19 protein-coding genes are annotated in these 17,759 nt (G+C 72.7%); 11 read left to right on the top strand and 8 right to left on the bottom strand.

The window, feature by feature from the left end; translation table 11 throughout:
- Positions 1-2 precede the first annotated feature (2 nt).
- Positions 3-2,072, bottom strand: coding sequence for a diguanylate cyclase (locus tag ACQP2P_RS03960; protein ID WP_433613366.1), 2,070 nt, complete (start codon positions 2,070-2,072; stop codon positions 3-5).
- A 6-nt stretch (positions 2,073-2,078) separates the two neighbouring features.
- Between ACQP2P_RS03960 and ACQP2P_RS03955 the strand changes: the two genes are divergently transcribed.
- Both ACQP2P_RS03955 and ACQP2P_RS03950 read left to right on the top strand, forming a co-directional pair.
- A complete protein-coding gene (locus ACQP2P_RS03955) occupies positions 2,079-2,744 on the top strand; it encodes a 5-formyltetrahydrofolate cyclo-ligase (protein ID WP_433613364.1) in 666 nt (221 codons plus the stop codon).
- Positions 2,745-2,747: 3 nt separating this feature from the next.
- The gene (locus tag ACQP2P_RS03950; protein ID WP_433613362.1) at positions 2,748-3,083 is read left to right on the top strand and encodes an FmdB family zinc ribbon protein; all 336 of its coding nucleotides are present in this window, start codon (positions 2,748-2,750) and stop codon (positions 3,081-3,083) included.
- A 133-nt stretch (positions 3,084-3,216) separates the two neighbouring features.
- Here ACQP2P_RS03950 and ACQP2P_RS03945 read toward each other — a convergent pair whose 3' ends face one another.
- Positions 3,217-3,399 carry a hypothetical protein gene (locus tag ACQP2P_RS03945; protein ID WP_433613360.1) on the bottom strand — a complete coding sequence of 61 codons (183 nt, stop codon included), beginning with the start codon at positions 3,397-3,399 and terminating at the stop codon, positions 3,217-3,219.
- A gap of 86 nt (positions 3,400-3,485) precedes the next feature.
- Between ACQP2P_RS03945 and ACQP2P_RS03940 the strand changes: the two genes are divergently transcribed.
- Positions 3,486-3,629 carry a hypothetical protein gene (locus ACQP2P_RS03940; RefSeq protein WP_433083132.1) on the top strand — a complete coding sequence of 48 codons (144 nt, stop codon included), beginning with the start codon at positions 3,486-3,488 and terminating at the stop codon, positions 3,627-3,629.
- Positions 3,630-3,691: 62 nt separating this feature from the next.
- Positions 3,692-3,994: a translation initiation factor 2 gene (locus ACQP2P_RS03935; RefSeq protein WP_433613358.1), complete on the top strand. Its 303-nt coding sequence runs from the start codon at positions 3,692-3,694 to the stop codon at positions 3,992-3,994.
- A gap of 10 nt (positions 3,995-4,004) precedes the next feature.
- Here the strand turns inward: ACQP2P_RS03935 and ACQP2P_RS03930 are convergent, their stop codons facing one another.
- Positions 4,005-4,487 carry a DUF2231 domain-containing protein gene (locus ACQP2P_RS03930; protein ID WP_433613356.1) on the bottom strand — a complete coding sequence of 161 codons (483 nt, stop codon included), beginning with the start codon at positions 4,485-4,487 and terminating at the stop codon, positions 4,005-4,007.
- A 114-nt stretch (positions 4,488-4,601) separates the two neighbouring features.
- Here ACQP2P_RS03930 and ACQP2P_RS03925 point away from each other — a divergent pair, with 114 nt between their 5' ends.
- The 3 genes from ACQP2P_RS03925 to ACQP2P_RS03915 are packed head-to-tail and all read left to right on the top strand — an operon-like array spanning position 4,602 to position 7,879.
- Positions 4,602-5,036 (top strand): Fur family transcriptional regulator, encoded by a 435-nt coding sequence (locus ACQP2P_RS03925; protein WP_433613354.1) that lies wholly within the window; start codon positions 4,602-4,604, stop codon positions 5,034-5,036.
- A gap of 56 nt (positions 5,037-5,092) precedes the next feature.
- Positions 5,093-5,848, top strand: coding sequence for an oxygenase MpaB family protein (locus ACQP2P_RS03920; protein ID WP_433618958.1), 756 nt, complete (start codon positions 5,093-5,095; stop codon positions 5,846-5,848).
- Between the two features lie 27 nt (positions 5,849-5,875).
- Positions 5,876-7,879: a hypothetical protein gene (locus ACQP2P_RS03915; protein ID WP_433613352.1), complete on the top strand. Its 2,004-nt coding sequence runs from the start codon at positions 5,876-5,878 to the stop codon at positions 7,877-7,879.
- Here the strand turns inward: ACQP2P_RS03915 and ACQP2P_RS03910 are convergent.
- Both ACQP2P_RS03910 and ACQP2P_RS03905 read right to left on the bottom strand, forming a co-directional pair.
- Positions 7,860-10,676, bottom strand: coding sequence for a glycoside hydrolase family 9 protein (locus ACQP2P_RS03910; protein WP_433613350.1), 2,817 nt, complete (start codon positions 10,674-10,676; stop codon positions 7,860-7,862). The two genes, ACQP2P_RS03915 and ACQP2P_RS03910, sit on opposite strands and share 20 nt — an antisense overlap.
- Positions 10,677-10,758: 82 nt before the next feature.
- Positions 10,759-11,004, bottom strand: a complete 246-nt coding sequence (locus ACQP2P_RS03905; protein ID WP_433613348.1) for a hypothetical protein — start codon at positions 11,002-11,004, stop codon at positions 10,759-10,761.
- Positions 11,005-11,152: 148 nt separating this feature from the next.
- On the opposite strand from ACQP2P_RS03905, the gene ACQP2P_RS03900 reads away from it, so the two are divergent.
- A complete protein-coding gene (locus ACQP2P_RS03900; RefSeq protein WP_433613346.1) occupies positions 11,153-11,728 on the top strand; it encodes a TetR family transcriptional regulator in 576 nt (191 codons plus the stop codon).
- Between the two features lie 146 nt (positions 11,729-11,874).
- Here ACQP2P_RS03900 and ACQP2P_RS03895 read toward each other — a convergent pair whose 3' ends face one another.
- A complete protein-coding gene (locus ACQP2P_RS03895) occupies positions 11,875-12,273 on the bottom strand; it encodes a thiol-disulfide oxidoreductase DCC family protein (RefSeq protein ID WP_433613344.1) in 399 nt (132 codons plus the stop codon).
- A 100-nt stretch (positions 12,274-12,373) separates the two neighbouring features.
- Here ACQP2P_RS03895 and trxA point away from each other — a divergent pair, with 100 nt between their 5' ends.
- Positions 12,374-12,778, top strand: a complete 405-nt coding sequence (trxA, locus tag ACQP2P_RS03890) for a thioredoxin (RefSeq protein WP_433613342.1) — start codon at positions 12,374-12,376, stop codon at positions 12,776-12,778.
- Positions 12,779-12,840: 62 nt separating this feature from the next.
- Positions 12,841-15,036, top strand: a complete 2,196-nt coding sequence (locus tag ACQP2P_RS03885) for an intein-containing Rv2578c family radical SAM protein (RefSeq protein ID WP_433613340.1) — start codon at positions 12,841-12,843, stop codon at positions 15,034-15,036.
- Positions 15,037-15,664: 628 nt separating this feature from the next.
- On the opposite strand, the gene ACQP2P_RS03880 is transcribed toward ACQP2P_RS03885, so the two are convergent.
- Together ACQP2P_RS03880 and ACQP2P_RS03875 are read right to left on the bottom strand one after the other, a co-directional pair.
- Complete coding sequence (locus ACQP2P_RS03880) at positions 15,665-16,522, bottom strand: MFS transporter permease (RefSeq protein ID WP_433613338.1); 858 nt, start codon at positions 16,520-16,522, stop codon at positions 15,665-15,667.
- Positions 16,519-16,953: a hypothetical protein gene (locus ACQP2P_RS03875; RefSeq protein ID WP_433613336.1), complete on the bottom strand. Its 435-nt coding sequence runs from the start codon at positions 16,951-16,953 to the stop codon at positions 16,519-16,521. Before ACQP2P_RS03875 ends, ACQP2P_RS03880 begins: the two co-directional genes overlap by 4 nt.
- Positions 16,954-17,240: 287 nt before the next feature.
- Here ACQP2P_RS03875 and ACQP2P_RS03870 point away from each other — a divergent pair, with 287 nt between their 5' ends.
- A complete protein-coding gene (locus ACQP2P_RS03870; protein ID WP_433083108.1) occupies positions 17,241-17,735 on the top strand; it encodes a MaoC family dehydratase in 495 nt (164 codons plus the stop codon).
- The last annotated feature ends 24 nt before the right edge of the window (positions 17,736-17,759 follow it).

Here is a 17,759-nt window from a genome sequence, read left to right as displayed (position 1 = left end):
GGCTAGCCGCCGCGGCTCTGTCGCGGTGGTTGCGACGCCTTTGGCGCGCCGGGCGTCACCTCGGCGCTCGCCTTCACGCCGCCGCCACCCGCCGCCAGCCGATACGTGTCCCGCCCGCCGGCCTTGGCCGCGTACAGGGCGTCGTCGGCCGCCTCGAGCACCGCCGCCCCGGTCGCGCCGTGGTGCGGGAACACTGCGATGCCGATCGATACGGTGACGGGAATCCGACGCGGCGCCGGGGCGCCCGAGGCCGACACGACGAGCACCGGGCTGCGCCGCACGGCCGCGCCGAGCCGCTCGGCGAGCGTGGCCGCGCCGGCCGCGTCCGTCTCCGGCAGGAGCACCACGAACTCCTCGCCGCCCTGGCGGAAGGCGAAGTCGACCTCGCGGATCTCGGCGCGCAGCCGCCGCGCGAACTCCGCCAGCACCGCGTCGCCCGCGGCGTGGCCGTAGCCGTCGTTGACCTCCTTGAAGTGGTCCAGGTCGAGGGCGAGCACGGCCAGGTCGCGGCCGAAGCGGCTGGCCCGCTCGACCTCCCGGCGCAGCGACTCGCGCAGGTAGCGGTAGTTGGACAGGCCGGTCAGCGGGTCGGTGAGGGAGAGCCGCTGAGCCTCCTCGTGCACCCGGACGTTGTCGACGGCGACGGCCGCCTGCCCGGCGAAGGTGCGCAATGTCACCAGGTCGGCGTCGTCGAACTCGTCGAAGCCGTGCCGGTCGTAGAGGGCGAGCACGCCGCGGGCGGCCGGGGGGCGCTCGGTCGAGGGCTCCAGCCCGGTGGTCGGGCCGGCCGCGGGGGCGGCGATGGGCACCGCCACGTAGGTCACGCACCGCGGCTCGTTCGCCGAGAGCACGGGCCCGTCGCGGTCGACGCGCCCCCGCATCGGCTCCCCGGACGCGGCGACCGTGCCGAGCAGCCCCTCACCCGGCGAGAGCCGCAGCTCGGTCACGTCGATGCCGCCCGGGATCGACGTCAGGCCCTCGGCGACCTGGCCGCGCAGCTCGACGCCGGCCGGGTCGGCCATGAGCACGACCCCGGCCTGCGCGCCGGTCGCGGCCGTCGCGGTCTGCAGGATCACCTGGAGGATGCGGTCGAGGTCGTGCGTGCCGGCGAGGGTGTCGCCGAGCACGCCGAGCTGGCCGCGGAGCTGGTCGCGGCTGGCGGTGAGGGCCTGGACGTATCCCTGCATCTCCCGCGTCATGCGGTTGAACGTCTGCCCGAGCCGCCCCACCTCGTCCTGGCTGCGCACGGGCACCCGGGCGCCGAGGTCGCCGTCCGCGACCCGCTCGACGGCCTGGGCGAGCTCGGTGAGCGGCTGTGTGGTCGAGCGGGCCAGCCACCAGGCGACGCTGATCGCGACCAGGCCCGCGCAGACGACGACGGCGACGAGCACCGCGTAGAGGCCCTGCACGTCCGGGGCGGGCACGCTCACGGCCAGGGTGAGCGGCTGGCCCGGCTGCGGATCGAGCCGGCGCACGAGCCGGCCGCCGTCGGTGGTGCCGGTCGCGCCCGGCACCAGCCCGCGGGCGAGCTCGGCGATGGCGCCGTCCTCGGCGGTGGGGGGCGGCCCCGGGGCGAGCGAGCTGACGCGCACCCCGCTGGCCGAGGCGAGCCGGCCCAGCAGGGTGGAGTCGACGGGCTCGACCGCGTACGCCCGCCCGGCCCGCCGCCCGTTGACGTCGAGCACGTCGACGGAGGCGGCGATCGCGGCGAACGCGCTGCCGGTCGGCGCGGCGCAGTCGGCCCAGGGCCGGGGCGGCAGGTCGCCCGCGGTGGCCAGCACGCCGCCGTCGGGGCCGGTCACCTCGACCGTGCGGGCCAGGCCGCGTCCGACGGCGGTCTGGGCCGCGTCCGGGCGGTCACCGAGCAGTGCGGCGGTCTCGGCCGCGAGCAGCAGCCGCTGGCAGGTGACGGCGAGGGCGGCCCGCAGGTTGTCGGCGCCGGCGCCGAGCCGCTCGGAGGCACGCTGGTCGCTGACGGTGGCCACGGCGATGCCGACGAACACGGCGCCGAGCAGCACCGGGCCCAGGACGACCGCGAGGAAGGCGGCGGTGAGGCGCGCCCGCAGCGTCATGATGCGATGCTGTCACAGATCGGGAGGAATCGAGTGGTGCTGCCTGGGGTGTCCCCCAAAACCGAGCTCCGAGCGCACATCCGGTCCGTCCGCCGCGCCATGCCGGCCGCCGATCGGGCGAACGCGGACCGTTCCCTGGTGGCCGCGGTGATGGATCTGGTACCGGAGTCAGGCGCCCGGACCGTGGCCGCCTACGTGCCGATGGCGTTCGAGCCGGGCGGCCCGCAGCTGGTCGCCGCCCTGGCCCGGGTGGCCGAGCGACTCCTGCTGCCCGTCCTGCTCGACGACGACGACCTGGACTGGGCGCCGTACGACGGGGCCCTGACCGAGGGCCGCCGCGGCATGCGCGAGCCGACCGGCCCGCGGCTGGGCCCGGACGCGATCGGCCGGGCGGACCTGCTCCTGCTGCCGGGGCTGGCCGTTGCCGAGGACGGCACCCGGCTCGGTCAGGGCGGCGGCTCCTACGACCGGGCCCTGCGCCGGGCCACGGCCCCCTCGATCGTGCTGCTCTACCCCGGCGAATGGCGGCCGCGGCTCCCGGCCGAACCGCATGACCAGCACGTCTGCGGAGCGTTGCTGGGTTATGACACCGCGCACGTCCATTGGACGAAGGGGTGTGCGATAGAGCATCATTGGCACTCGAAGTATCAGAGTGCCAATGATGGAGGCTGAGCGGTGCCTACCTACCAGTACGCCTGCACGGTGTGCGGCCACCAGCTCGAAGCTGTGCAGTCGTTCAACGACGAGCCGCTGACCGAGTGCCCGCAGTGCCAGGGCCGGCTGCGCAAGCAGTTCTCGGCGGTGGGCGTGGTGTTCAAGGGCTCGGGCTTCTACCGCACCGACTCCCGCAACTCGGGCAAGTCCTCGTCCTCGACGTCCACGAAGACCGAGTCTTCCAAGAGCGAGACGAAGAGCGAGTCGACGACCACGAAGACGGAGACCAAGACCGAGTCGAAGCCGGCCAGCAGCACGACCTCGTCGTCTTCCGGCAGTTCGTCCGCTTCGTCCTGATCCCCGGACGCGGCGACGCCCGGCCCGCGCGCGAGCCCGGGGGTTGCCGCGTGTCCGGCGTTGCCGCGTGTCCGAAGGCCTGGTTCATGACCGCGGCGGGGCGCCTCGCTCGCGCCCGGTCACGAACGGGCGCCTAGCCCCAGTGCGGCGGCCGGTCGGAGAGCAGGCGGTCGTCGTTCGTCGCCGCGCGCTCGCCCCAGCCCGAGTCGGTGTCGTCGGTCGTGTGATCCGGGAGCACGACCAGTTCGTCGGCGAAGTCCGCGAAGCTCACTTCGCGCTGCTCATCGGTGGGCGCCCACCCGTTCGTACCAGCCACGGCAGCGAGACTACTCCCGCGAGTTTGCCGGAAAGTGGCCGAATGACGACAGTCGCCTCCGGGGTGCACAGGTCACACTCGGCGGCATGACACAACCCACCCCCGAGCCCGTCGACCCCTTCGCCGACGAGCAGGAGACGCTGCGCCTGCAGCAGCACACGGACCAGCCGGACCCGGACGCCACCCGCCCGATGTCCCTGGCCGAACTGCGCGAACTCGGCAACGACTGACCCCGGCGCCCATCACCGGGGTGAGCCGGTCGGTTCGCCCCGGTGATGGGTACTGTCGAGGCGTGAGCGACGACGCGTACTGGCGACGCCCCGCCGAGGGCACCGAGGCCGCGCCCCCTCCCGCGCCGCCCGGGCCCCGCAGCGTCCCCTACACCGGCGCCCCGCGCACCACCCCGCCGCCGCACGGCTGGCGGCCCCCCGTGGTCGAGCCACCCGCCCCGCCGCGCACGCTGCCGCCCCAGGACGACGAGCGCGTCGACCGCGAGGAGCAGGCGGCCACGATCCTGACGAAGGGCATGGGCATCTTCGCCGGGGCCGTGCTGGTGGTCGTGCTCCTGATCCTCTGCGGCCGCGCCCTGTTCTAGAAGCGCTGTTCTAGAAGCCGTCCCAGACCATCTTGGCGCCGGAGTCGCCGGTCTTGTACACGTAGAACGCCGCGGCGGCCGCCAGCACCACCGACAGCCCGGCGGCCGCGTAGTGCGCCGCGACCGGAGCCTTGATCCTCGCCGCGCCGTCGCGGTTCGCCGGGATCATGAAGGCCATGACCAGGGCCACGATCGCCAGCCCGAGGATCACCCAGAACAGCGTGTCCGCGTACTCCTCGTGGTGCTCGATCGCCGCTCGCATCTGCGGCGACTGGAACGCCTTGTTGGCGCTGAACGACTCCCCGGACTCCTTGGCGAAGAAGACCGAGCCCGGAGCCAGGATCGCCAACGCCACGAGCGGCCAGCGGATGTGCCGGCGACTCGCGGGCCACACCCCGTAGAGGACCGCGACCAGCGCCAGCAACGGCACCAGCACGACCGCCGCGTGGATGAACAGCGGGTGGGCCGGAATACCGGCTACACGATCGAACACGAAGCCTCCTTCTGATACGGATCCTCCCCGCCGGGGCGTACCCGCGGGCGAGTCACGGGGTTCAAGAGTCCGGAAACATTTGAACGGTTCCAGGCTGCGTGGTCTCATGGAAGCGTGTCGGGTGAAGATCTGCTGCGCGCCCGGGGTCTGCGAGTGACGCGACCCCGGCTGGCCGTGCTGGAGGTCCTCGAGCAGTCCCGCGGCCATCTCGACGTCGAGCAGATCGCGGCCCGGGTGCGCCGGCGCCTCGACACGGTCTCGACCCAGGCGGTGTATGACGTGCTCAGCGCGCTGTCCCGGGCCGGGCTGGCCCGGCGGATCGAGCCCGCCGGGAGCCCGGCGCGATACGAGTCACGGGTCGGCGACAACCACCACCACGTGGTGTGCCGCGGCTGCGGCGAGATCGCCGACGTGGACTGCGCGGTCGGCGAGGCGCCCTGCCTGACCCCGTCGCAGGCCCACGGCTTCGTGCTGGATGAGGCCGAGGTCACATTCTGGGGGCTGTGCCCGGCGTGCCAGCTCAAGCGGGCCGAAGAAACGGCGCTGTGAGCGACCACGGCCTCTTCGGTCCGGACTCGGTCACCTGGCGGGTGCACCGGGAGCCGATGGTCACCGTGGGCGGGCTGCGCAGCCTCTACCTGCAGGCCCTGCACCCGCGCGCGGTCGCCGGGGTCGAGCAGAACAGCCGGTACCGCCAGGACCCCTGGGGCCGCCTGGCCCGCACCTCGACCTACGTGACCACCGTGATCTACGGCACCACGGAGGAGGCCGAGCGCGCCGGTCGCCGCGTCCGCGCGCTGCACGCCCGGATGACCGCCGTCGACCGGCGCACCGGCGAGCGTTTCCGCGTCGACGAGCCCGAGCTGCTGCGGTGGGTGCACGTCACCGAGGTCGAGTCGTTCCTGAGCGCGGTCGTGCGCGGCGGGCTCCGGCTCTCCCCGGAGGAGTCCGACGAGTACTTCCGCGAGCAGACCCGCACCGCGGCGCTGGTCGGCCTCGACCCGGCGACGGTCCCCGACTCGGTGGCGGCCGTCGAGGCCTACTACGCCGCGATGCGGCCCAAGCTGGAGCTGACCGCGGACTCGGCCGCGACCGGCATCTTCCTCACCATGCCGCCGCTGCCGTGGGGGCTCGGGCTGACGCCGGTGCGCGGGGCCGCGTTCAGCGTCTCGGCGCTGGCCATCGGCCTGCTGCCGGCCTGGGCGCGCCGGCTCTACGGGCTGCCCGGGCTGCCCGCGACCGACCTGGTGACCTCGGTGAACGCCCGGATCGCGGGCCGCCTGCTGCGCGCGGTGCCGATCGAGTGGATCGAGTCCCCGGCCCGCAAGCGCGCGATGGAGCGGCTCAAAACGCGCAACTGAACCCCGGTCCGCACCGTTCAACCGGGCGTGACCCGCTGGCTCCCGGCGCTCACCGTAGCCGCCGCCGTGACCGCGATGCTGATAGCCCTCAAAACCGACATTTCCGATATCGGGCGATATTACGCCTACGTCGGCGCCGCTGTGGTCCTCCCCGGCACGCTGATCTACCGCGCACTGCGCCGCACCCCGCACAGCCTGGTCGAGGACCTCTCCTTCGGCACCGTCGTCGGGCTCGTCGCCGAGACCGCCGCCCGCCCGATCTGGTGGGCCTGGCCGATCCTGACGGTCATCCTCCTGCGCCGCCACCTGCGCACCCCCGCATACCCGCACCGGCCCACCCGCGGCTGGTCCTGGTCGGTCGCCGCGGTGGCGATGGGCTTCGTGGCGTACCTCACCTGGGCCTTCCTGCGCGTGAACCCCCCGGTGCCGACCGGCCGCCCGGCCGACTACATGATCGACCAGCTCAACCTGCTCGCGGTCGCCGCCGACCTGCGCCACCACTTCCCGCTGGCCGTCCCCGAGCTCGGCGACGAGCCGCTGCCGTACCACTGGTTCGCCTACGCGCACCTCGCCGCCGCGGGCCGCCTGACCGGCGTCGACCTGCCGGTGCTGTGGTTCCGGCTCGACCTGCCGGCGCTGGCCGTCCTCGCGGTCGTCCTGCTCGCCGTGGCCGCCTGGCGGGTCACCGGGCGCGCGTGGGCCGGTCCGATCGCGGCGGCCCTGATGTACTGCGTGGGCGAGGCCGTCCTGCCCGCCCGGGCGCCCGCCTTCTTCGGCACGATCACCGCCTACTACTCCTGGTCGAGCCGCTCCGTGCTGTACGCCTCGGCGCTGTCCATGCCCCTGATCGCCGTGCTCGCGCAGATCCTGCGACGCGAGCACACGACGCGCACCTGGCTGCTGCTCACCGTGCTGGCGGCCGGCGTCGCGGGCGCGAAGTCGACGGTGCTGCCCGTCGCGCTGGCCGGGCTCGTCTGCGCCGGACCGCGCCGGGCGTGGCGGCCGTCGCTGGTGCTCGCGGGGGTGACCGGGCTCGCCGTGCTGCTCCTGTACGGCTCCGAGGGCGGCGGCCTGACCTGGGCGCCCTTCGGCATCATGGCCGACTTCGCGCACGGCCGCCCGGTGGTGATCGCGGCCGGCCTGGGCGCCTACGCCGTCGCGATGGGATTCCGCCTGGCCGGGGCGCTGTTCGTGGCGCGCCCGTGGGGCCCCGTCGAGCGCTTCCTGGCCGGCGCCGCGCTGGCGGGCTTCGCCGCGACCGTGCTGATCTGGCACAACTCCTGGGGCCAGCACTTCTTCGCGATCGCCGGCTTCCCGTTCGGCGCGATCCTGTCCGCGGCCGGGGTGCGCCGGGTCCCGCTCGCCGGCCTGCTCGGGGCCGCCGGCGTGGCGGTCGCGGCCTGGAGCGCGACCGTCCCGCGCACCAACCCGGTGGTCCCGGTCTACGCCTTCGCCGCGCTGACGCTGCTCGTGGCGGCGGCCACGCGCTCGAAGCCCGCCGCGCTGGTCGTCGTGCTGTTCGCGGGCGCCGCCGGGCTGCCCTACGACGCCGTGCACCACGCCAACCTCGGCACCGCCTACCACGTACGCGTCACCCCCGACCAGGCCGCCGGCGCCCGCTGGCTGCGCGCGCACAGCGCACCGGACGAGTACATCGCCACGAACGTCCACCGCGTCGGCTCCGGCGAGCAGGGCCGCCAGAGCCTGGCGTACTGGATCTCGGCCTACTCCGAGCGCCGGGTCCTGCTGGGCAGCTGGGGCTACTCCCCCGAGTCCAACGCGATCCAGGCCGCCCGCCACGGCGTCGGCCCGGCCCTGGACTACTGGGACCCGGCCCGCCTGCGGGCGAACGACCTGGCCATCTACGAGCCGACCCCGGCCCGGCTGCGCTGGCTGCGCGAGCAGCGGGTCGGCTGGATCCTCGTCGACCGCGCGCAGGGCCGGGAGTCGCCGCGCCTGGCGGACCAGGCCTCCTACGCCTGGTCCGCCGGCGACATCGTGATCTATCGGCTCAGCGCGCCGTGCAGGTGAGCGTGGCCGGGGCCGCGTTCGTCCCCGAGTAGCTCGCCCCGAAGCCCGGCGCGACCGAGGCCGCGGGGGCGAGGGTGCCGTTCCAGTCGGCGTTGGCCACCGTGACCGCCGCGCCCGACTGGGTCCACACGCCCGACCAGCCGTTGCTGATCTTCTGGTTGCCCGGGAACGTGAACGCGACCGTCCAGCCCGTCAGCGCCGTGGAGCCGGTGTTCGTCACCGTCACCTCGCCGTTGAAGCCGTCGCCCCACTGGTTGGTGACCTTGTACGTGGCCGAGCAGGACTTGCCCGTCGAGCCCCCGGTCGTGGTCACCGACACCGGGTCGGACGTGGTGGAGAGGTTCCCGGCCGCGTCCCTGGCCCGCACCGCGAACTGATACGCGGTGTTCGCGCTGAGTCCGGTGACGTTGGCGGTCGTACCGGTCGTGGTGGCCACGACCACCGGACCCGCCGTGCCACCGAGGCGCAGCACGTCGTAGCCGGTGACGCCGACCGCGTCCGTGGACGCCGCCCAGGTCAGCGTCACCCCCGAGGCGGTGATGCCCGAGGCCGTCGGCGTGCCGGGCTTGGTCGGCGGGGTGACGTCCCCGGTCTGGGCCGAGGTCGTGACCGTGCCGGCCGGCGAGGCGCTCGAGGCGTTGCCGGCCGCGTCGAGCGCGACGACGGTGAACGAGTACGCGGTCGACGGGGTCAGCCCGGTGATCGCCAGCGACGTCGTGGCGCTGGTCCCCACCAGGGTGCCGCCGTTGTACACGCTGTAGCTCGCCACCCCGACGTTGTCCGTGGACGCGGCCCAGGTCGCGGTGGCCCCGGTCGCGGTGACGTTCGTGAACGACGGCCTGCCCGGCGCGCTCGGCGCCGTGGTGTCGGCGGGCCCCGAGCCGGGCGCGTCGCCCCAGACCTTCGTGGTGCCGTCGAACAGCGTCATGTGGCTGTTCGCGGCCTGGGTGGTGCCGGCCGGCAGCGACCAGTCGTTCGACGGGTCCCAGGAGCCGGCGCTCGTGATGCGGAACTGCACCTCACGCCGCCACGCGGACTGCCCGGCCGGGGCGATGTTCTGCCCGGCGCAGCTCACGGTCACGTAGTACGTGCTGCCGCTGACCAGCGTCGGACCGGTCGGCGCCGAGCACTGGTTGTAGGCGCTCGTCAGCGAGATCTGGCTCGGCGTGGTGGCGCCGTCGAGGGTGAAGTAGTAGCGGAAGGAGCCCTGGGTCAGGGCCCGGGCCGGCCACGCCGACTTGTTGTAGACCAGGGCCTTGACCTCGGTGAAGTTCGTGCCCGGGGTGTTGATGGAGGACTCGATGTACATCTCGGGCCCGTCCGGGGTCTCCGCGACCGGGAAGTTCGCGAGCGCGGTGCCGCCGTACTCGCCGTACATGCGGGCCAGGGCGCTGGTGAACCCGGCGTTGTAGTCGGTGGCGACCTCGTTCATCGTGTAGTCGTTGCGGCTGTCCGTGTAGGCGTCGTTCGGCGCCGCGGGACCGCCGACCAGCGCGCCGTAGAGCGTGTGCCGGGACTGCGCGGGCTCGTTGATGTTGTCGCTCCAGGAGCCGTGCGCGGTGCGGTGGTGCGGGTTCTTCGGCGGGTTGGCCCCGAAGCCGATCATGTAGCTCGAACTGCGCGGGTTGTCGCCGAGGATGTAGTTGATCTGGCGGACGCCGAAGTCGTGGTAGCGCGCCTTGCGGGTCGCGTCCGTGAGGTAGTCGCTGTAGACGAACGCGACGAAGGAGGTGTTGGCGGCGTAGCGCAGCGACCCCCAGCTGTCGAGGACGGCCTCGCCGCCGGGGGACGTCGGCACCTTGGCGCCGTTGACGCCCACGGTCCAGTAGTCCAGCCAGCGGTTGGCGTCGTCGATGTACTTCTGCTTGCCGGTGAGCTTGGCCAGCAGGACGTAGCAGCCGTACGACTTGTCGTCCCAGGCGATCGTCCAGCGGTACGACTTCGTGGTGGTCTGGTTCTCGTTGCTCAGGTTGTCGTAGCCGCTCTCGGCCTTGGCGAGGTAGCTCGCGTCGTTCGTGGCGCGGTACAGCCAGATCGCGCCCCACACGAGCTCGTCGTTGTAGCCGCTCCACGAGTTGTAGTAGCTCGCGGCGTCGGTGATGCAGTCCGAGTACTTCTTGCGGACCGTGTCGGCGAAGGTGTACAGCTGCTTCGCGTGCGTGACCAGGGTGTCCGCGTAGGCGGAGTCGGTCGGGCGGATCACGATCGAGGAGGCGGCCATCGCGGCGGCGGTCTCACCGGCCAGGTCGGAGCCGCCGCAGGTCGCGTCGATCTTGTACGACGGGCGCGCCATCGGCATCACCTCGGCCGGCCCCCACCAGGCGTGGTCCGGGTTGCCGCTGCCGATCTGTCCGTAGAGGACGTTGGCGCTCGGGTGCGCCTTGATGAAGTAGTCGTTGACGAACTTCAGGTTGTTGACCAGGTTGGTCAGCTGGCCCGAGCGGGCGTAGGCGTCGCGGTACTCGACCGCGCCCCAGGCCAGCATCGTGGTCGAGAACGCCATCGGGAAGCCGAACTTCACGTGGTCGCCGGCGTCGAACCAGCCGCCGGTGAGGTTGAGCCCGACGTCGGAGCCGTCGTTCATCGCGGAGTTGCCGCGCCAGTTCACGCGGTTCCACGACGGCTTCGGCCCGGACTGCTGGGCCTCGTAGAACCAGATCGACTTCTGCAGCGCCTCGGCGTAGTTGTACGCCCCGGCGGCGTGCGCGGACGGCTGCTGTATGGCGACCCCGAGCGCGGCGGCCGCGGCCATGCCCACGGCCGCGAGCGCGCTCAGCCACTTCTTCCTCTGTCGCATCGATCTTCCTCCCTGGCGACTGGCGTGCTGGGATTGAACCCAGCGGCGCCCGCCATCCGGAAAGCAAGACCGCGTATTCGCGCTATCGACGCAGGTCAGCACCTGAAAGTTGCACGTCCGTGAGCTGCTGCGACAAGGCCCAGAGCCGCTCGGCGTCGGCCGCGTCGGTGGCCTTCGGGTCGGGCCGCACGACGCTGGGCCAGCCGCGCATCTCCCGCCACCGGTCCGGCCCGATGAACTGCCCGCGCTCGGCCCGGGGCTCGGTGGCCGCGTAGAGGATGTTGAGCGCCCCCTGCGCGGCCGGCATCGCGAACACCGCGTTGCCCATGCGCATGAACCGCGCAGCGCCCCGGTCGGCCCGCTGAGCTGGAGGTTCGTCGCCGGCAGCCGCATGAGTCCTACGATGCACTGGTGGCACTTAGTGCCAATTAAGCTCCTGCATGCCAAAGTTGCCCACGGAGTCGTACGATGCTCGGGTGAGCCTCGTGGAACGCAAGCGCCAGCTCGTCCGGGACGAGCTGGCCGAGGCCGCCCTGAAGCTGGTCGCCTTCCACGGCTTCGAGGAGACGACGATCGACCAGATGGCCGCGGCCGCGGGCGTGTCGCGCCGGACGTTCTTCCGCTACTTCCCGTCCAAGGAAGACGTCATCATCGAGTTTCTGAGCGACCTGGGCCGCAGCCTGAGCGCGGCCCTGCACTCCCGCCCGGCGTCGGAGCCCCCGGCCGAGGCGGTCCGCCAGGCGCTGCGCGTCTTCACCGACAAGTTCTGGGAGCACCCGGAGAAGTCGAGCCGCCTGGCCCGCGTGACGGTGGAGACGCCGGCGCTGCTGGGCCGCTACCTGGAGCGCCAGACCGCCTGGAAGCAGACCCTGACCGCCGAGCTGGCCCGCCGCATGGCCGTCGACCCGTCGGCCGACCTCCGCCCGTCGATCCTGGTGGCGGTGGCGTTCGCGGCCTTCGACACGGCGCTGACGCGCTGGGCCCTCAACCCCGGCGAGGACTTGAACGCCCTGGTCGAGGAGTGCTTCGCCCTCGCCTTCCCGGACTCTTAGGCTTTCGCTCGCGCGGGGTGATCCGGGGGCAGGGCGCAGGCCGCGGTGCCGCCGGGCATGCTCCCGGACTCTTAGGCTTTCGCTCGCGCGGGGTGATCCGGGGGCAGGGCGCAGGCCGCGGTGCCGCCGGGCATGCTCCCGGGCTCCTAGGCTTTCGCTCGCGCGGGGTGATCCGGCGGCAGGGCGCAGGCCGCGGTGCCGCCGGGCATGCGGTGGCGGTTGCGGGCGACCCAGCGGTAGACCGGCCAGGCCAGCGCCGCGATCGGGCGCAGCCCCAGCACCGCCCCCGCCGCGCGCCAGCCGAGCCCGGCCCGGCGCAGCAGGTCGGCGATGGCGACCGGGCCGGCGCTCACCCGTCCGGGGGCGACGTAGCAGACCGCCGAGCTCACCTGCTCCTCGGTCAGACCCAGCTCGGCGAGGTCCGCGAACTGCCACGCGAGCACGTCCGCGGCGGGCCTGATGCGCCGCTCGATGAAGCGGGCGCATGATGAACAAAAGGCACAGTCACCGTCGAAGACGAAGACCGGGCGGTCGGTCGCAGCCACGTGACCATCATCCCTCGGATCGGTTGGGAATGCCGGTAAGGGGTAGCTGGTTATGACGGTGCATACCCGAGACGCCCTGAGGGATCGGAGCTGAAGCAGCATGGCAACCGTAGAGCTGACCGCGGAGAACTTCGCCGAGAAGATCGGCGGGGAGGGCATCACGCTCGTCGACTTCTGGGCTTCCTGGTGCGGGCCGTGTCGCACGTTCGCGCCGGTGTACGAGCGCGTGTCCGAGCTCAACCCCGACATCACCTTCGGCAAGGTGGACACCGAGGCGGAGCAGGTGCTTGCCGCCGAGTTCAACATCCGTTCGATTCCGACGCTGATGATCGTGCGGGACGGCGTAGCGCTGTATTCCGAGCCCGGCGCCCTGCCGCAGCAGGCCCTCGAGTCGTTGATCCAGCAGGCCCGCGACCTCGACATGACCGAGGTCAAGGCGAAGGTCGCCGAGGCCCAGGCGGCTGCGGAGGCCGCCGAGGAGAACGACTCCGTCACCAAGTCATGACCCATGGTAGTGACCCATCCAATCGCCTTGCATCCCGTTAGAACGCGTGTTCGAATGAACTCGTGCGATGGGACAACCTCAAGGCGACTGGCGGTCCTGGCACCGGAGACCCCGGGCGGCCACGAGCGCTACCGCTCGCGCTGCCCGGGGCCGTCGCCCGGACCTTCGACACACCGGAGTTCCGCGGCGTCACGTTCTACGAGGTCCAGGCCAAGTCGCTGATCAACAAGGTGCCGGGCTCGTCCCGGGTGCCGTTCCAGTGGACCGTCAACCCCTATCGCGGGTGCTCGCACGCCTGCGTCTACTGCCTGACCGGCGACACCGCGATCCTCATGGCCGACGGCACCAGCCGGCCGCTGGCGCGGCTGAAGGTCGGCGACGAGATCGTCGGCACGGTGCGTGACGGGCGGCTGCGCCGCTACACGACGACCCGCGTCCTCGCGCACTGGCAGACCGTCAAGCCCGCGCACCGGGTCACCCTCGCCGACGGCACCACGCTGGTCGCCTCGGGCGAGCACCGCTTCCTCACCGACCGCGGCTGGAAGCACGTGACCGGGGCGCGCCACGGGCGCAGCCGCCGGCCCCACCTGACCACCGCCAACCGGCTCGCCGGGTTCGGCGCGCTGCCGCCCGCCCCGCCGGTGGACGAGGCCGCCTACCGGCGCGGCTACCTCTGCGGCTTCGTCAACGGCGACGGCCACGCCTCCCCGGTGCCGGACGGGGTGCGGCGGCGCGCGCACGACTACGCGGCGGCCTGCGGGGGGCTGCACGCACTGACCAACGACTCGCGCGAGTTCGCCGGGGCGAGCGTGCGCGACGCCAGCGCCGTGCTGGGCTGGCCGGACGCGCCCGAGCCCGCGTGGCGCCTCGGCTTCGTCGCCGGCCTGTTCGACGCGACCGGCTCCCTCGCCGGCGGCCTGCCCCGCTTCGACGTGGTCGACAAGGTCGTCGCCGACTGGCTCGCCGAGTGCCTGGAGCGGGCCGGGTTCGCCGTCGCCGCCGACGATCCGTTCGAGGGCGTCCGCGTGCTCGGCGGCCCCCGCGAGCGGGTCCGCTTCGGCCTGCGCTTCGGCCCGGCCCGAGCGGTCGGCTCCCCGGCCGGCGAGCAGGTGCGCGGCGACGACTCCCTGCGCGTGGCCGCCGTCGAGGCGCTGGGCGTGGACGTGCCGATGTTCGACATCACGACCGGCACCGGTGACTTCATCGCCAACGGGGTCGTGAGCCACAACTGCTTCGCCCGGCACACGCACACCTATCTCGACCTCGACGCCGGGCACGACTTCGACTCGCAGATCGTGGTCAAGGTCAACGCGGGCGAGGTGCTGCGCCGCGAGCTGTCGGCCCGTTCCTGGTCGGGCGCCCACGTCGCGATGGGCACCAACGTCGACGTCTACCAGCGGGCCGAGGGGCGCTACCGGCTCATGCGCGACATCCTGGCCGCCCTGCGCGACCACGCGAACCCGTTCTCGATCCTCACCAAGGGCACGCTGATCACCCGCGACCTCGACCTGCTGCGGGAGGCGGCCACGGTCACCTCGGTGAGCCTGTCCATGTCGGTCGGCTTCGTCGACGAGGCCCACTGGCGCGCGGTCGAGCCCGGCACCCCGAGCCCGCGCCGCCGGCTGGACACGATCCGGCGGCTGTCCGACAGCGGCTTCGAGGTGGGCGTCCTCATGGCCCCGATCCTGCCCGGCCTGACCGACACCCAGGAGTCGATCGACGCGACGGTGGCGGCCCTGTCCGCGGCGGGCGCGGCGAGCATCGTCCCGCTGGCCCTGCACTTGCGCCCCGGCGCCCGCGAGTGGTATCGCGCCTGGCTGCTGCGCGAGCACCCGGAGCTGGGGCCGCGGTATCGGGAGCTGTTCGGGGACGGGTCGTATGCGCCGCAGTCGTACCAGCGCGAGGTGGCGGCCCGGGTCCGGCTCGCGGCCCGCCGGCACGGGATGCACACGGGCGGGATCGGCTCGACCCGGACAGACTCGACCAGCACGACGCGGACGGACTCCACCGACACGGGCCGGATGAGCTCGACCGACACGACGCGGACGGACTCGACCGACACGGGCCGGACGGACTCGACCGGCACGGGCCGGATGGGCCCGGGCGGCACGACGCGGACGGACTCGACCGACACGGGCCGGATGGGCCCGGGCGGCGCGGCTCGGAGGGGATCGACCGGCACGGATCGAAGGGGCTCGGCCGGGACGAAGGCCAAGCCGCAGCGGGGGCCCGAGCCCGAACAGCTGACGTTGCTGTAGGACTTGGGACCGCCGTCGCCGATGCGCCGACCCGGGTTCGGCTCATGCGGGGCCGGGTCTGGCCGGGCGGCGGACGCGCAAAGGCGCTGGACTGTCGGCCATGTCGAGCCGAGGCGAGGTCCAGATTCGCGAGGCCACGGCCGGCCTGGCGCGCTGCGCCAGGCCGGCCCGGCCAGGGCGCTGCGTGTGCCCGGCACAGGCCCAGGCAAGGCGCTGCGTGTGCCCCGCCCAAGCCGCTGCGTGCGCCCGGCACAGGCCCAGCCAGGGCGCTGCGTGCGCCCCGCCCAGGGGCCCGGCCAAGCCGCTGCGTGTGCCCGGCACAGGCCCGGCCAGGGCGCTGCGTGCGCCGCGCGCGCTCAGGCAAGGCGCTGCGCGTGACCCGCCCAGGCCCGGCCTGGGCGCTGTGTGTGCCCGCGCAGGCCCGGCCATGCCGCTGCGCGTGACCCGCCCAGGCCCGGCCAGGGCGCTGTGTGTGCCCGCGCAGGCCCGGCCATGCCGCTGCGCGTGACCCGCCCAGGCCCGGCTACCGGTGCCACGCGGAGCGCGGCGGCGGTGAGCAGGCCATCGCGGGGTGCGCGCAGACGGAATCTGGGCCCGTCGCGGGCCGGCCTGATCGGCAGGGCTGTCCCTAGGCGGCGACGGCCGGCTCCGAGGGCTCCTCGGTGCGGTTGCGCCACCGCCGCCACCACGCGATCGGGGTGACCTTCTCCAGCGGCAGGAAACCCGTCATGGCGATCTGGTGCGGGATGAAGGAGATCGTGATCAGGCTGAACGTCATCAGGTGGAACAGGTAGAAGCCGGCCACGATCGCGTAGCGCCACTTCGGTCTCACGAAGAACACGATCGGGCTGAACAGCTCGAAGCCCACGATCCCGAACTGCGACACCGTGGTGAAGCCGGGGACCTTCAGCAGCCACTGCGCCAGCAGCGTGCCGCGCCGGATGAACGCGCGGGTCAGCGTCGCGCCGGTCAGCCACTCCAGGCCGCCGAAGCGCAGCTTGGCGATCGAGGAGAGGAAGTACGTGGCGACGACCGCGATCTGGGTGACCCGCAGCGCGAAGCCGCCCGCCTCGGACGGGGTCTGGTCGCCGTGGCGGGCCTTGCCGGCGGTGGGCAGCGCGGCGAGGGCGACCAGGATCGAGTACCGGTCGTGGTCGATCTTGCCGTAGCTCATCGCGATGAACATCCACTCGAGGTAGAGCGCGAACACCGCCCAGCCGAGCAGGCGGGGGGCGCGCCCGGTCGCCGCGAGCAGCGAGAGCGGGATGAGCGCGTAGTAGATCGCGTCGACGAGCAGGTGGGTCGGCGTGGGCAGGTGCAGCAGCCGGCCGACGATCAGCGGCTGGTAGAGGTTGCCGGGCAGGTTGCCGTGCGACTTGATCCAGGAGCTGAAGAACACCACGTCCAGCGGGATGAACAGGTACACCAGGGTGCGGAAGGCGGCGATGCGCGCCTTGGGCACGGGTGCGAAGAGCCAGCGCGTCACGGGCGGTACCTCGCCAGAACCACCTCGGTGATCTCCCCCGTCGGCTGGGCGTTGCGCAGGTGGTGCTGCACCTCGACGATGTCCACCTCGGCGAGCGGGGGCTTGCCGGGGTTGCGCGCGGCGTAGGACTCGCGGATCGAGGACAGCAGGGACGGATCGGCCTTGAAACGCTCGATCTGCGCCTCGATCTCGGCCCGCCGGACGCCCGCGTTGCCCTCGTCGAGCTCGAACCGGCGCCCGGTCGTGTCGATGCCGTCGGTGCGCAGCACGAGCACCGGCTCGTTGGGCTTGTCGGCGATGGCGAACATCTGGAACGGCGCGAACGGGAACGCCGTGTCGTCGCCCCAGAACGTGCCCGCCAGGGTCAGGGCGCCGAAGACGAGCGTCGCCACGATGCGCAGCACGCGCCCCCGCGCGTTCAACCCTTCCATCGGCTCGGGACTTTACCGCACGGTGAACAGGTCACGCTGTGTAGTGCGAGTGCGGTCACAATGCGTAGTGAACACGTACGACTTTGCTGGACTGTGACGCGCGTCTCTATACGGAGCGTTGCGATCGGGGTCGATCGCGGACCAAGATACTCACCACGAAGCGTGGGCGGCGGGCGCCAGGCAGAGCCCCGCCGCTTGCTGCGTTTTGTCACACTTGCCCGCTTCCCTCTATCGAGTGCCCGATCCGGCCCGGCATGCTGCGCAGACACCTGACAGAGGGGGCGACGATGCAGTTCGGCCGGTACTACGAGGAGTTCGACATCGGCGCGGTCTACCGGCACTGGCCGGGCAAGACGGTCACCGAGTCCGACGACCACCTGTTCTGCCTGCTGACCATGAACCACCACCCGCTGCACCTCGACGCGCACTACGCGCAGACGTCGACGCAGTTCGGGCGCAACGTGGTCGTCGGCAACTACGTGTACTCCATCCTGCTGGGCATGTCCGTCCCCGACGTGTCCGGCAAGGCCATCGCCAACCTGGAGGTCGAGTCGCTGCGGCACACGGCGCCGACCTTCCACGGCGACACGATCTACGGCGAGACGGTCGTGCTGGACAAGCGCGAGTCGGAGTCGAAGGACGACCGCGGCGTCGTGACCGTGGAGACCAGGGGATACAAGCAGGACGGCACGCTCGTCTGCGTCTTCCGGCGCCGGGTGATGGTGCCGAAGCGCTCGCACGCGGGGCCGGAGGCGCCCAGCTTCCCGGAGCCGAAGTCGTAACGGCAGGACCAGGCAAGCGTCAAG

The organism is Dactylosporangium sp. CA-139114, from assembly GCF_050955725.1.
Classification (GTDB): Bacteria; Actinomycetota; Actinomycetes; order Mycobacteriales; family Micromonosporaceae; genus Dactylosporangium.
This window is presented reverse-complemented; position numbering and strand designations above follow the sequence as displayed.

Excerpts from the sequence above, each read along its gene's own strand:
- ACQP2P_RS03960 (WP_433613366.1), bottom strand. The coding sequence starts at position 2,072 with ATGACGCTGCGGGCGCGCCTCACCGCCGCCTTCCTCGCGGTCGTCCTG.
- ACQP2P_RS03955 (WP_433613364.1), top strand. The coding sequence starts at position 2,079 with ATGCTGTCACAGATCGGGAGGAATCGAGTGGTGCTGCCTGGGGTGTCC.
- ACQP2P_RS03940 (WP_433083132.1), top strand. The coding sequence starts at position 3,486 with ATGACACAACCCACCCCCGAGCCCGTCGACCCCTTCGCCGACGAGCAG.
- ACQP2P_RS03920 (WP_433618958.1), top strand. The coding sequence starts at position 5,093 with ATGGTCACCGTGGGCGGGCTGCGCAGCCTCTACCTGCAGGCCCTGCAC.
- ACQP2P_RS03910 (WP_433613350.1), bottom strand. The coding sequence starts at position 10,676 with ATGCGACAGAGGAAGAAGTGGCTGAGCGCGCTCGCGGCCGTGGGCATG.
- ACQP2P_RS03905 (WP_433613348.1), bottom strand. The coding sequence starts at position 11,004 with ATGGGCAACGCGGTGTTCGCGATGCCGGCCGCGCAGGGGGCGCTCAAC.
- trxA (WP_433613342.1), top strand. The coding sequence starts at position 12,374 with ATGGCAACCGTAGAGCTGACCGCGGAGAACTTCGCCGAGAAGATCGGC.
- ACQP2P_RS03875 (WP_433613336.1), bottom strand. The coding sequence starts at position 16,953 with ATGGAAGGGTTGAACGCGCGGGGGCGCGTGCTGCGCATCGTGGCGACG.
- ACQP2P_RS03870 (WP_433083108.1), top strand. The coding sequence starts at position 17,241 with ATGCAGTTCGGCCGGTACTACGAGGAGTTCGACATCGGCGCGGTCTAC.